General features: G+C 40.6%; 10 protein-coding genes. 3 read left to right on the forward strand and 7 right to left on the reverse strand.

What is annotated here, in order from left to right; all coding sequences use genetic code 11:
- Nucleotides 1-66: 66 nt before the first annotated feature.
- The gene (locus J4N25_RS21805) at nucleotides 67-879 is read right to left on the reverse strand and encodes an alpha/beta fold hydrolase (RefSeq protein WP_207423931.1); all 813 of its coding nucleotides are present in this window, start codon (nucleotides 877-879) and stop codon (nucleotides 67-69) included.
- A gap of 219 nt (nucleotides 880-1,098) precedes the next feature.
- Here J4N25_RS21805 and J4N25_RS21810 point away from each other — a divergent pair, with 219 nt between their 5' ends.
- Nucleotides 1,099-1,725 carry a hypothetical protein gene (locus tag J4N25_RS21810; RefSeq protein WP_207423932.1) on the forward strand — a complete coding sequence of 209 codons (627 nt, stop codon included), beginning with the start codon at nucleotides 1,099-1,101 and terminating at the stop codon, nucleotides 1,723-1,725.
- A 49-nt stretch (nucleotides 1,726-1,774) separates the two neighbouring features.
- Here the strand turns inward: J4N25_RS21810 and J4N25_RS21815 are convergent, their stop codons facing one another.
- The 5 genes from J4N25_RS21815 to J4N25_RS21835 form a co-directional block, all read right to left on the reverse strand.
- Entirely contained in the window at nucleotides 1,775-1,975 is a 201-nt protein-coding gene (locus J4N25_RS21815) for a hypothetical protein (RefSeq protein ID WP_207423933.1), read from the reverse strand.
- A 254-nt stretch (nucleotides 1,976-2,229) separates the two neighbouring features.
- The gene (locus J4N25_RS21820) at nucleotides 2,230-3,219 is read right to left on the reverse strand and encodes a YhdH/YhfP family quinone oxidoreductase (RefSeq protein ID WP_207423934.1); all 990 of its coding nucleotides are present in this window, start codon (nucleotides 3,217-3,219) and stop codon (nucleotides 2,230-2,232) included.
- A gap of 221 nt (nucleotides 3,220-3,440) precedes the next feature.
- Nucleotides 3,441-5,927, reverse strand: coding sequence for a TonB-dependent receptor (locus tag J4N25_RS21825; RefSeq protein WP_207423935.1), 2,487 nt, complete (start codon nucleotides 5,925-5,927; stop codon nucleotides 3,441-3,443).
- A 175-nt stretch (nucleotides 5,928-6,102) separates the two neighbouring features.
- A complete protein-coding gene (locus J4N25_RS21830; RefSeq protein ID WP_207423936.1) occupies nucleotides 6,103-7,371 on the reverse strand; it encodes a DUF1501 domain-containing protein in 1,269 nt (422 codons plus the stop codon).
- A gap of 21 nt (nucleotides 7,372-7,392) precedes the next feature.
- Nucleotides 7,393-9,345 carry a DUF1800 domain-containing protein gene (locus tag J4N25_RS21835; RefSeq protein WP_207423937.1) on the reverse strand — a complete coding sequence of 651 codons (1,953 nt, stop codon included), beginning with the start codon at nucleotides 9,343-9,345 and terminating at the stop codon, nucleotides 7,393-7,395.
- Between the two features lie 126 nt (nucleotides 9,346-9,471).
- Between J4N25_RS21835 and J4N25_RS21840 the strand changes: the two genes are divergently transcribed.
- Nucleotides 9,472-11,316 (forward strand): WG repeat-containing protein, encoded by a 1,845-nt coding sequence (locus J4N25_RS21840; protein WP_207423938.1) that lies wholly within the window; start codon nucleotides 9,472-9,474, stop codon nucleotides 11,314-11,316.
- Nucleotides 11,313-11,951, forward strand: coding sequence for a DUF2306 domain-containing protein (locus tag J4N25_RS21845; protein ID WP_207423939.1), 639 nt, complete (start codon nucleotides 11,313-11,315; stop codon nucleotides 11,949-11,951). The genes J4N25_RS21840 and J4N25_RS21845 overlap by 4 nt, the downstream gene beginning before the upstream one ends.
- Nucleotides 11,952-11,958: 7 nt before the next feature.
- On the opposite strand, the gene J4N25_RS21850 is transcribed toward J4N25_RS21845, so the two are convergent.
- The gene (locus J4N25_RS21850; protein WP_207423940.1) at nucleotides 11,959-12,627 is read right to left on the reverse strand and encodes a class I SAM-dependent methyltransferase; all 669 of its coding nucleotides are present in this window, start codon (nucleotides 12,625-12,627) and stop codon (nucleotides 11,959-11,961) included.
- Nucleotide 12,628: the final 1 nt, after the last annotated feature.

Here is a 12,628-nt window from a genome sequence, read left to right on the forward strand (position 1 = left end):
TAAAAAGAGCAGAATGTTTTTGTTTTTTGATAATTGGGGAGGTATTGGACAAGCTGGATAATTTATCTACACCGCAAGAAAACCTTGTATAGCTGATATTATCTCTTCCGGTGCCGAGACGTGAGGATAGTGGCCTTCGGCATTAACAACAACCAGTTTGCTATCTTTTATTCTTTCATGCATGTATTCTGCAACCTCCCTGGGAACTGCAACATCTTTTTGAGCTTGAATGATCAGCACCTTACTTTCTATAAACTTGAGAATAAGCCTGAAGTCGGATTGGAAGATAGATTGCGCTACCTCTAAGGAAATATCCGGCCTTAAAGAAAGTAAAGACTCTTCGAATTGCTTGCTAAGATCAGGATTGTGAGAGTTTCTCATGGCAATCTTTGAAAAACCACTTACCCATTCTACATAGTTTGCCCGCATTTGAAAATACAAGCTATCCAATTCTGCCTGGTGAAAACCTCCAACATAGCTTCCATCGTTGAGGTATCTGGGAGATGCTCCAATGAGAACGATCCTGGAGAACAGACTGGGTACATTTAGGCCTGTAATAAGACCAATCATGCCGCTAACGGAATGTCCCACAAAAACAGCGTTACTTAACTGAAGTTCGGAACAGATCTCCTGCAGATCATCTGCATAAGCATCCAGGCTTCTATACTTTTCCGGAATAAAGGAATCCAGATCTGACTTTCCGGCTCCTACATTATCATAAAGAATGACCCGGTAATCTTTAGTGAAAGCAGGAGTGATCTTCCCCCATATTCTTTGATCGGTACCAAAGCCGTGACCGAAAACAATAGTCCTTGAGCTTTCGAGGTTTCCCTCAATACGGATATTGTTTCTTCTGTGAATACTGGCCGATCTTATCATTGATTCTAAGGTCTACGCTCTAACAAATTTATTCTTTTTTTCTGGAAGTATGATTTTTCCTCAGGCTACAATAAACCGCTAAAAAACTACTAAACCTCCAATCCGGAGCTATTGAACAGGAAGGTTTACCAAAAAGGGCTCTGTAGGTTACAGGAAAATATTAATTGGCGCATGTAGCGTAAACAAACACCTTGCCGTATAGTTTAAAAATATCTATTCATGTTACGACACGGCCTTTATATCCTCTTTTTGAGCATCTTTCTTCTCAGTTGCAAAGAGAATGATACTATAGTAGATACAGAAGACACGCTTCTATCTACTAAATTCAACTACCGTACCTTAAACCTCACGGTAGACTCACTACAATACAATAATCCAATTCAGCTTGATTTAAATAATGACGGAGTGATCGATTACGTCCTTAGCTCAGTGCTAATTGAAAACGATGACTTACCCTATTTATATCTTTATATTAACAGAAAAACTCCCAACCTGAATAGGATAATTGTACGACAGGGCGAAGAATTGCCTTTAAATGGGCTTTGGGCTGTTCCTCTTGATAAAGACTTTTTAATACAGCAAAACCATTCGGCCAGCTTGACTTGGTCGGCAAGTGAAATAAAAACAGCACTCTTAAATGTATCAGAGACTGCTACAACCCGTACTTTCGGTGGAGAATGGCTCGGAAAAAAAGACAAGTACCTCGGCTTGCAGTTTCTTATCGATGGTAAAACGCACTATGGCTGGCTCCGGATAAGTCATAACTTAAACGAAGCGAAGCTCGCGATCAAGGATTATGCCTATAACAGGAATCCCGGACAGCCTATAAAAGCTGGCCAAATGTAGTTAGCGTTTGTATATCTTTCTGGCCTGTTCCTGAACAGGCCGTACCATTCTACTTTTGAATAAGCACTTCTCTTTTAGACTTCACCTTATAACCGATATTGTTTTCTGTAAGCATCTCCTTAACAGAATTAAATTCTTCATCAGTATCAATAACAACCCTGTCGTTATTTTTTAATCCCGCAGCAAGATCCGCATATAGCGTTAATTCGACCAGGTCGGGAAAAGTGTATTTAGCAGATTTGAGACTCATAAGCGATTGTGTAAACAAAAAGGAAAAAACTAGAAAATTGTTTTAGGAATTGATGCTAAACGAGCCTGGGTTTTTGAATTGAGAAAGGCAGCCGGAGTATAAGATAAAAAAACCCATAGTATCTCTACCATGGGCTAACCTAAACCTTATCACAATTACTTGTAACACAAATATAACAATAATTTAATATCCAAAAAGAAAATTGATCAGTACTAATAGAGGAGCGGTTCAAAAACCCTGGGTCCCCCTGCTAACTAATACTTAAGAAGAAATCTTCCCCGGGCCTTTCCCTCCAGGATCTGCTGCAATTTTGCAGGAAGATCCTCCAGACCAATAGTGCTTACCATCTCCTTAAGTTGCTCAGGCTTCCACTCCAATGCTAACAAGCTCCATACTTTCTCCCTAAGTTTGCGAGAGATGATTACAGAGTCAATTCCTGCCAACTGTACGCCTCTAAGGATAAAAGGAAAGATACTTGTATTTAAATTAGGTGACGCCACCATGCCACAGCAAGTTACCAGACCTCCATATTTTGTAGCTTTTAAAATTCCGGAAAGGATATCTCCCCCTACTGTATCGATCCCTGCTGCGAATTGCTCTTTAGACAGGGGTTTAGAATTGTGGAAGTCTAAAAATTCTTGCCTGCTATTGATCGTGCTTGCACCTAATACCTCTTTCAAAAATGCGTCCTCGGATTTCCCGGATATAGCAGTTACCTGATACCCTAATTTTGATAGTATGGCAACAGATAAGCTCCCCACTCCGCCTGTTGCACCACTTACCACAATTTCTCCTGCATCTGGTTCAATTCCGGCCTCTACTACTTTCAAAACAGATAAGCCCGCTGTTAAGCCAGCAGTACCAAAACACATCGACTCTTCCATGCTTAGGTTTTCTGGTATTGGTAATACCCAGGAAGCAGGTACTGAAATGTATTCTCCAAATCCTCCCCAGGTGTTCATTCCCAGGTCGAATCCTGTTACCAGCACCTCGTCTCCTTCTTTGAATGAAGGATCATTAGAATTCACAATAATTCCCGCTGCATCCACCCCTGGTATATGAGGGTATTTCCTGGTAACTCCCTTATTTCCACTGGCTGATAGCGCGTCTTTATAATTGATACAGGAATACTGGACCTTAATAAGAATATCATTCTCTATTAAGCTGGAGAATGGTATGTCCTTAATTTGTTTGCTGTAAGCGCCTTCGCTTTCTTCTACTAAAAGTGCCTTAAATGTATCCATTTCCTCAATGATAAAGTGCTTGATAGTTTGTTCTTATGGCGACTAAAATATCTATAGCTCAACATTAAAAGAATGATGAAAGTCTGATTTATTATGAATTAGTTTGGAGCCCTTCTTTAATTGATAAGATGTAAAAACAAAAAAGTTTCATCGATTACCGACGAAACTTTAAATTGAAAGGAAAAATAAGGCGGGTTTTAAAGCCCGCCAGAAAGGATATATTAAAATTTGTATGAAAGCGTGGTCATGAATTGACGAGGAGCAATTGGGTTAACACTATAGTTTTCGTGGACTATGTAGTTCAATTCGTCAGCGATGTTAGAAACTTTAGCTAGTAACGAGAACTTTCTGAAAGAATAGCCTGCTGAAAGGTCGAAAGTAGTATAGCTTGATAGAGGGATTAGACGGTCGTTAGTAGTCGTTCTTCCACCTTTTCCATCTTTTTGGTTATTCCAACCTGCGTTACGTTTACCAGTATAGAACGCAGAAGCTCCTAATTTCAACCCTCTGGCTCTTCCTCTTTGAAAAGTATAGAATAGACTACTGTTAGCTGTATGGGCGGTTGTGCCTACTAATCTCTCACCTTCAATGTAGCTATTCAATGTCTCGCCAGTTTTTGTAAAGCGCATAAAGTTATAAGCATAACCTGCGATGAAGTTAAGACCAGGGATAATTGTTCCATTTACATCCAGTTCTGCACCATCGCTTGTTGTTTCTCCAGCGAACTCCTTTAAATTAACGTCAGCGTTAGGATTACCTTGTAAATTAAGAGTTGCTGTTTGAGCTAGGTCATTGTTAATAATCCTGTAATAAGAAATATTTGCCGATAGTCTTCCATTCAAGAAATCATTCTTTACCCCTAATTCATACTGATCAATCAAAGATGGCTTCATAGCTCCATTAGTGGCAACGTTTATCCCTGTATTAGTAACAAAGTTATTGGAATAACTTGCAAATATCGAGGTAGTTTGGAGGGGTTGGTAAACTAATCCTACGCGAGGTGATATTGCTCTGTCATACCTGTTATCTGGCGTTGATTCCGGACTTGTTCCTGCACCCAATTTAGCACCATAAGCTACTCGCTCATCGGTATTCACATCATAAAGAATACTTCTTGCAGATTTTTGATAGGTCCATCTAAGCCCTGCCATCAATTTCAGTTTATTCGTAATTGAAATCAAATCTTGAAAGTAAACTCCAAACCGGTAGGTTGGGACTTTTGCATATAAAGAATCCTGCGTAGCCGGCATATCTGTACGGCGTGAATTAGCATACATTGTCGGATCGAAAAGATTTATCTTATCATATGCCGATGCAAAACGCTTGAAGGTGGTAGGATTATTTATATAGTTTTCAGCGTCTCCACCAACTAGTATTGTATGAGCTAGTTTCCAAGTTTTAACGTTTCCAGTTAAATTTAACTGTCCATTATAATAAGTTTCGTCAGTTTTGGTCCTTGTGATACTTCTACTCCAATCACCTTGATTATTAGCTACTATTCTCTCTGTAGAAAAATAATTCCGTTTATACTCCTGGATAGCAACAATAGAATTTAACTTCCAATTATTACTGATCTCATGATTTAAGTTCGCAGAGGCGGTAGCTTGTTTCCCCTTATTGTAAGCCCATGGAGTATTAAAAGACGCTGACCTGCTAATGGTTGTTGGAAGTGAATAACTTACAACAGTTGGACCATCCATTACTGATAAAGAACCGATACCGAAATCAGGAGTATTATTGTAATCCAGATAGTCGCCTTGAACAACAAGGTTAGTTTTATTATTAAATTTATAAAGAAGTGAGGGATTTACGTAAGCTCTTTTAGACTCTACGTTGTTTCTGAAGCTTTTAGCGTTTTCAGCAGTGCTAACTACACGGAACGCCAGTTTTTTTGAAATAGGTCCATAAACATCTACTGTAGGTTTGTAAAAGTTATAACTTCCTGATCGTAAAGAAACTTCTCCTCCAAAATCAAATTTTGGTTGCTTTGTAACAAGATTCAATACAGCGCCACCTGACACGTTACCATATAATAATGCAGAGCTTCCCTTTAGTATTTCAACGCTTTCCAAGGTGCTTGCTTCTGGGATAGCACCGGAACTTACTCTTGAACCGTTTTTAAATATATTATTGCTACCCAAGCTATAGCCCCTCGAGTAAAATGTCTCTGAAGCCCCGCCTCTTGCTGATCCAATTGCCACACCATTCGCATTTTTCATGATATCGCTTAAACGGTTCACTTGCTGATCCTGGATAACAGCACTCCCGATCACCTGTACCATTTGCGGATTGTCCAGCGGCTTTATGGCTACCTTTCCCGCTGATACCGGTTTTTGGTTTACACTCTTATATCCCGTAACTACAACCTCACTTAACTTCTCAGCACTTTCTGACAAAGCGAAATTCAAATCAGCTGTTTGTCCCGCCGCAACTGTGACTGTAGCTTCCTTTGATACTAGGCCTACTGCTACTGATTTAACTACATATGTTCCTGGCTTAACATTTTTAATAGTATAAGAACCTTTTTCAGTAGAGATTGCCGACCTGTTTAATTCTTTAACCACTACAGATACAGCCTCTGCTGGTTTACCGTCGCTTGTGGTAACCGTACCGGAAATGGTTCCATGAGTTTGAGCCTGTGCACCGATGGTTAAGAAAACGGCAAATATTAGAAGGTTTAATTTGAGAAGAGTGTAAAGGTGCTTCATTCTTATTTAGATTAATTCTAATGCCGCAAAAATAGAAAGTCATTTTGTTTTGACAAAATTATTTAGAATTAATCTAAAACAACTCTGGATTCAATTTCACCAACAGCCGTTAGTCATTTAAATAGTATCAGCGAAAAGACCTATTTAATGAATAAGTATTAATAAATGTGCTTATTTATAGTTTCATAAGATTGATGGCTTCACCCTTCCAGTCAGGAAATAGCAGGTCGTTATTTTTAAAATTAAGATGGCGACTTGCAACTTCACTGAACACAGACCGGAAATCGGTAGTAACAGCCAGATCGCGGCCATCTTCCAGATTCTCCACCGCGAGAGGTTGAACTTTTCCATGCACCTTACCACCATTAATATCATTTCCGAGAATAAAATTGCAACTAGCCCTGCCATGATCAGTTCCACCAGTTCCGTTCTGTTTTACCGTGCGACCAAATTCGGTCATCGTCATAACGGTCACATCATCCTGGTAGGCCGACAAATCGGTCCAGAAGGCCATAATGCTGTTGCTCAAATCGGCTACATTCCTTGCAAAAACCCCTGTGGCAGTTCCCTGATTAAAGTGAGTATCCCAACCTCCGGATTCGGTGAAAGCTACCTCCATCCCCACATCCATTTTAATCAATTGTGCAATCTGTTTTAAAGAATTACCCAAAGGTGAATTAGGGTAAACAGCATTATTTGCAGGCTTGTAATTCTTCACATTAGTCTTCTGCAGCATTTTCATCGCATCAAAACTTTCTTTACCTGTCTCCTTCAGTAAGCCGGAAGAGGTTTGGTCATATAGTTCTTCAAAGCTTTTTGCTGCCATGTTTGCGCCCATTGGATTACCTCGCATCTGAATAGAAAAATCTTCCAGGCTACTGATAGCTACTGCAGGATTGTCGCCATAAAGTGAACGTGGCAAAGAGGAGGTTAAGCTAACTGCCTGAAAAGGAGTTGCTGCTTCATGGCCCATTAGTCCCACTGCCCGGTTTAGCCAGCCAGTTGGGGTACCTTTACGAAAAGGGGTTCCAGACTCCATATAATCCTGAGCATCGAAGTGTGAGCGGGTATTATTCGGAGAACCGATGCCATGCACAATAGCGAGGCGCTTTTCCAGGAACATCGGTTCGAATGCTTTCATTGCAGGGTGCAAACCAAAACGGCCATCAAGATCAATAAGAGGATTAGGATTGTTGGCTTTTGCAGCAGACATAAAAAGTGTAGGGCGGGCAGCTTTCAGATAATTATCAGTGAAAGGAGTGACCGCCATCAAGCCATCCATTGCTCCACGCTGGAAAATACAAACGAGCACCTTACTGCGCTTGTAGGGGTGAATTATTTTTTTTGTTTCGGCTGCACGTGCCAGAAAATTAGGCAATCCGCCTAAGCTTATACCAAACAGGGCTAATCCACCTGCCTTGATAAAACCTCTTCTTGTTACCATGATTATTTGTTTGGGTCGTGTTTATCTGCGTTGAAATTCGGGGGAGCCAATGATCACTCCTACTACCTGCGCCAGCATCGTATTGGTTCCGGTACTTGTTTGCAGGCCGATCTTTCCTGCTTTATTAGTGCCTTTTAGCTTTTGCGACTTATCACTCTGCATTTCCTCTGAAGATTCCTGCATAGAGGATGCAACCTGTGAGGTTTTTGCAGCCGCAGCTTCTACTTTATTATTCAGGTTAGGATCATTTAACAATGGAGTTAATCGTTTTACTGTTGCCTGCACATCCCTCTCAGGAAGCATCAACTGACTGTATCTCTGTAGTGCCGCAGCGGGGCTCTCGGGCTCGTGATTTTGATTTAATGCCAGCAGGTTTGCTTTTACTCCAGGGATCCTTCCTGCTGCAACAGCAAGACCAAAGTTCATCCTGTTTAGTAGGGAACCTGTATTTATCCAATATTGACCTCTGTCTGGAAAGCCGGTGGGAGCCTGGTAGTAGTAAATCTTCTGCCCCATTTTATTCATCCAGTTGAAAAGCTGGTAGGGCTGATCTACTTTAGCGTCGAGACACCTCACTGTACTGATAGCCAGTTCGAACGGTGATTTTGTTTTTTCGCGCAAAGCTTCTTTACTCCAGAATTCTGGTGAGCTTACCATCGTAATTAATACTTGTCTTATATCGCCACTTTTCTCTGAAAATGTTTTTGCCATTTTATTGACTAGTGCTGGGGAGGGATTATCTGATAAAAACCGAACAGCTAATTTCTGGGATATAAATTTAGCAGTGGACGGATGGGCGGCAAGCATTTGTAAAAGCTTTACGCCTTCCTGATATCCTTCGGAATTAAACTTTTTACCTAGCACGGTTTTTTCGCCCTCGTCATGCCGGGTAGGCACAAACAAAAATCCGCCTTCATGCACGTAACCTCTTTTTGCCAGATTTTCCTCACCAACTCTTTCAATAAGTTTAATGATCTGGTTTCCTGCGGCTGCTTCACCTGCAGGATAAACAGTCCAGCCTGTTAATACCCTTGCGGCTTGTGTTACATCATGCTGAGTGTAACCTCCGTCGACGCCTAAGGTATGTAACTCCATGACTTCCCGGGCATAATTTTCATTTAGTCCCTGATTCTTCTTGTTTTTTGCAAGTTGGTTCACCCGGCTGGCCATCATGGTATCTCCCTGCATCATACCATCCTCCGCATACTTCCTGACTGAAGCTAATTTTGCATTCTCTTTTGCTGGACCTGCACTGCTAAAATTATCAAGATAATAAAGCATGGCTGGAGACTTGGCAGTTGCGAAAAGAATATCCTCAAACCGACCTAAAGAATTTGGGCGGATGGCATCTCTTTCGTATTGAAGTACATACTCCGCACATTGATTTTTAGTAAGGGAAACATTAAAGTGGTTGAACCAGAAATCGGTCAATACTTCCTGTAATTGATTGTTTGAATAGGCGGAACGAAGGATCTTCTGGTTGATCAACTCACGGAACAGCTCCTGTTGCGGTTTGTAGCCTTTTTGTTCCATGTAATTACGAAGAAGGCCTCTATATTCCTGTCTACCGGCAGAAGCTATAGAATCTTTGTGGATCAGTCCTTCCTTAACCGCCTGACGGACAATAAAGCCATTCTGCGGATAAGTACGAACGATCTCCTCAGAGCTCAGCTTAAGGGTTTGATAATTTGATAAAAGACTATTGAGGGAATCGTCTTCCAATCGTGCCTGCAGTTGCTGATTAAACCATTTCTCCAAACCCTGTTTCATCACCTCATCTACCTGGCCAAACTTTGCGCCAAAGGTAAAACGGCTTAAAAGATGTACTGCGGCCTGCCTTTCTGTAAGTCCCGCTTGTTTGTACGGGAATTTATATTTGGGAGCACTATCAAAATTTCTGGAGCTAAAAGAAATAAGAAAAAGCGCGAAAAGCGCTATGTACAAAGTTGATTGTAGGGAAAAAGGCGATTTCATAAAGGGTTTATCAATGCAACTTAAGCTAAGACGAAAGGTAGGAAGATTGGTTTAACCGCGGAGAAAGATAATTTTGCGAGTCGTGAACAAAAACTATCTTTAACAAAGAGAAATACCTGAATTATCATGAAGAATAAAATCATCATTGCCTCAACCGTTATCATAGTATTAATTGGAGGCTATTTGTTTGGCAGGCAATGGCTGAACAAAAGTAAACCCTCTGAAATAGATCAATTCGTGAAAAACTTCATCTACTCGGTAGAAAATAAACCCGCAGATTCTGTGGTTATCCTGTTTGATGTGAAACAGAAGAAAAAGGACCTTATTAGAATAGTTAATGTTCTGGCAGGGCGTACAGGTTCTAACGGCCGTACGAAGCAATTATTCAAACGGCAATTGGATAGTTTGAACGTGGAGGTAAAGGTGATATCGGATAGCCAGTCGGAAATTGTAATTCCTCTTATCTTATCCCACGAAGGGCTGTTTGATTTAAAATCCTCGATAAAGCTCACCCTCCAAAAGCGGGATAAAGCCGCATATAAGATCATCCAATTTAATGCTGAAGACCTGTATACCGATTTTGTTGCTTATGAAAATTCGATACGTTCGCTTACCATTCCTGACAAGGATATTTACGACCCATTAACACTTAAAGCCTTTGAAGGAGCTGAAAAACTGAAAGGGAAGTATGATTCGGTGATCTGGTTTAGTTATCTAAACAATAAGCCTCTCTATTATGTGGTGAACGGCGAATGGAGTATGCCCGAAAACCTCTTTGGTGAGGAGAGCGGGGAGGAGAAACCCTATCAGATGGGCCTTATAAACTCCGATTTCCAGGAAATCATTCCTGCCCGTTTCGACCTTATCCATAATATTAACGGGACTTTTGAGGGCTTAATTGAAGTCGAGAAGAACGGAAAGAGAGGATTCTATGACCTTCAGGGAAAGAATATAGTTCCTGTTGAATATGATCAGATCATTCCAATTGAAGACGGCGAAAAAGTAGCAGTTGTTGGCAGTGGAACTGACTATTTCTGGCTCAACAAGGACTTTAGCGTTTCAGAAAGAGACTCCTCTATAAAAATATCCGACATCCTTAAGAAAGTATATGTTTACCGGAACACCTACAATATCAGTGAAAACAATGTCAAAAACCTGATAGAGTTTAACTCTCGCCAAGATCATAATGCCCTTTATATCCCTCCTTCCCACCTGTCTGACTGGGGGATCCTTTCCAGAGCTCAACAGTTCAAAAACCCGCTTCGGCATAACGTTGAATTTTATGACATGAGTTCTTCAGTGCAGGTAAAGTTCGCTAAGACGGATGAAGACTCGAACTGGCTGGAAACCGTTCTTTCATCAATTAGGGATAACTATGTAGGCGGTAGGTCTGACTTCTATGAAAAAAAGAATGTCATGATGATCGACCATAGGAATAACAAACTCTACAGCTATACGATCTGGGAGGATGAGCAAATGGGGGAGGCTGTAAATTGTAATAATATCTTTCAGACGAAGGCACTTTCTGACACTTTAATTGAAGTAAAAACATCAGGATCAAACTGGTTAGGGATATCGGGAAAAGACTTGACGGAAATGCCTTTTTATCACTATATCAGTTTAAAAACAGGTAAAGCAGAAGGATTACCAAGCAAACGTTATTTCAATTTTACGGAGTATGTGAAGCTAAACGAATCGTATATCAAGGGGTGTTATGTGTATGGCGGTAAGCAGTTAGACAAACTGCCTAAGGATGTTCTAACCTTTATGAAAATGGAAATCTACGCTAACTATAACTATAATTTTCCTGACAATAAATGGAACGAAGTTTTTAATGATATTTATGGCCTTTACAAGCCGGAGAATTCGGATGTAGAAGAATACCTGACGGAAATTGACAAATACAACATCAAATGGCTCGACCAGAAAATTAAAGGTCAGAGCGGCGAAAAGCTAGCCATATCCAAATGAGATTAGACGTGCTTCTGAGATATCTTGCTTTTTTTTGGATCGCTATATTAAGTCTTGCTTCTTTAGAATATTGGCAGCTAAAACCACAAACGGGCTTCCTTCAATTAAAGCAGGCAGCTGTAGCTAGCGGCTGGTATTTGCCAGCCTTCTACAGTCATATTTTCGGCAGCAGTCTTATCCTCATCTGTGGCTACTTCCAGTTTGGTAGAAAAAGTTTGGAGAAAGCTTCACAGCATAGGGTCCTCGGAAATATATATGTTTTCGGCACCCTGTTTTTTGCCGCACCTGGAGCTTATGTTATGAGCTTTTTTATCGACAGAGGCATAGCTGTACTTCTTTCTTTCCTTGTTCAGAATACTTTATGGATCCTGTCCACCTTTGCCACAATTTATTATATAAAAAAGGGCAACATGAAAGCGCATAGTGATATGGCTGTGAGAAGTTATAGCCTCGCGTTCGCGGCGGTTACTTTACGCTTTTATGTCTGGCTATTTAACATCTTTGGCAACGGAGCTCACTTTCAGCATAACTACGTAATTATAGCCCTTTTAAGTTGGGTTCCCAATCTTCTTATTGCTGAATTTTTCATCAGAAGAAAGGTATATTCAGCAGCCATACCAGGAGACCTGCATTAGGCAAATACTATTTCTCTACCAGCCAGGCATCATAAATCAACCATTGAAAAAACTTCGTCACTTTCTTGAATCCCTCCGACTTGAGTAAAGATATCAATTCCTCTTCTGCAATATAATGCAGATCGTTCACAATATGATTTAATCCCTTCGGCAAGGTGTCATCATCTATATTGAGCTCCTGATAGGTTTTGAACAGATCGAAATTTTTGTTGAAACTGTTTTTACTTCCAGTGATATCGGCGAGAATAAAAATCCCACCCTCGTTCAGGTGCTTGTAAATACAGTGATAGATCTCCTTCTTTACCTCAATTTCGAAAAAATGAGTTACCAGGATACAGGTAATCGCATCGAAACTTTCATTGACATTTTCTACCGTGCCTTTAATAAGCCTTACATTTGGCAGTTTCGCGGTTTTTTCAGTCGCCAGAGCTATCATTTGTTCTGAGGGATCCACACCTACAAATTCCCATTCAGGTCTTAAGCGGGCAAGAATATTTAATTCATTACCTGAACCACATCCTACAACCAATATTTTATGATCTGCCGTTGGGGCAAGACGGCTTTTTAGCAGTGGAAATAACAGCTCTATTAAATTATCATAGCCAGGAAACCATTTTCTAATAGAGTTATCGTAGTGCGATACCCTGTCGCCTTCGAAAGATTCGATTTTCTTCATA

The organism is Desertivirga brevis (assembly GCF_017355835.1).

Bases quoted from the DNA above. Each gene is read 5' to 3' on its own strand.
- J4N25_RS21805 (WP_207423931.1), bottom strand. From the start codon at position 879: ATGATAAGATCGGCCAGTATTCACAGAAGAAACAATATCCGTATTGAG.
- J4N25_RS21810 (WP_207423932.1), top strand. From the start codon at position 1,099: ATGTTACGACACGGCCTTTATATCCTCTTTTTGAGCATCTTTCTTCTC.
- J4N25_RS21815 (WP_207423933.1), bottom strand. From the start codon at position 1,975: ATGAGTCTCAAATCTGCTAAATACACTTTTCCCGACCTGGTCGAATTA.
- J4N25_RS21820 (WP_207423934.1), bottom strand. From the start codon at position 3,219: ATGGATACATTTAAGGCACTTTTAGTAGAAGAAAGCGAAGGCGCTTAC.
- J4N25_RS21825 (WP_207423935.1), bottom strand. From the start codon at position 5,927: ATGAAGCACCTTTACACTCTTCTCAAATTAAACCTTCTAATATTTGCC.
- J4N25_RS21830 (WP_207423936.1), bottom strand. From the start codon at position 7,371: ATGGTAACAAGAAGAGGTTTTATCAAGGCAGGTGGATTAGCCCTGTTT.
- J4N25_RS21835 (WP_207423937.1), bottom strand. From the start codon at position 9,345: ATGAAATCGCCTTTTTCCCTACAATCAACTTTGTACATAGCGCTTTTC.
- J4N25_RS21840 (WP_207423938.1), top strand. From the start codon at position 9,472: ATGAAGAATAAAATCATCATTGCCTCAACCGTTATCATAGTATTAATT.
- J4N25_RS21845 (WP_207423939.1), top strand. From the start codon at position 11,313: ATGAGATTAGACGTGCTTCTGAGATATCTTGCTTTTTTTTGGATCGCT.
- J4N25_RS21850 (WP_207423940.1), bottom strand. From the start codon at position 12,627: ATGAAGAAAATCGAATCTTTCGAAGGCGACAGGGTATCGCACTACGAT.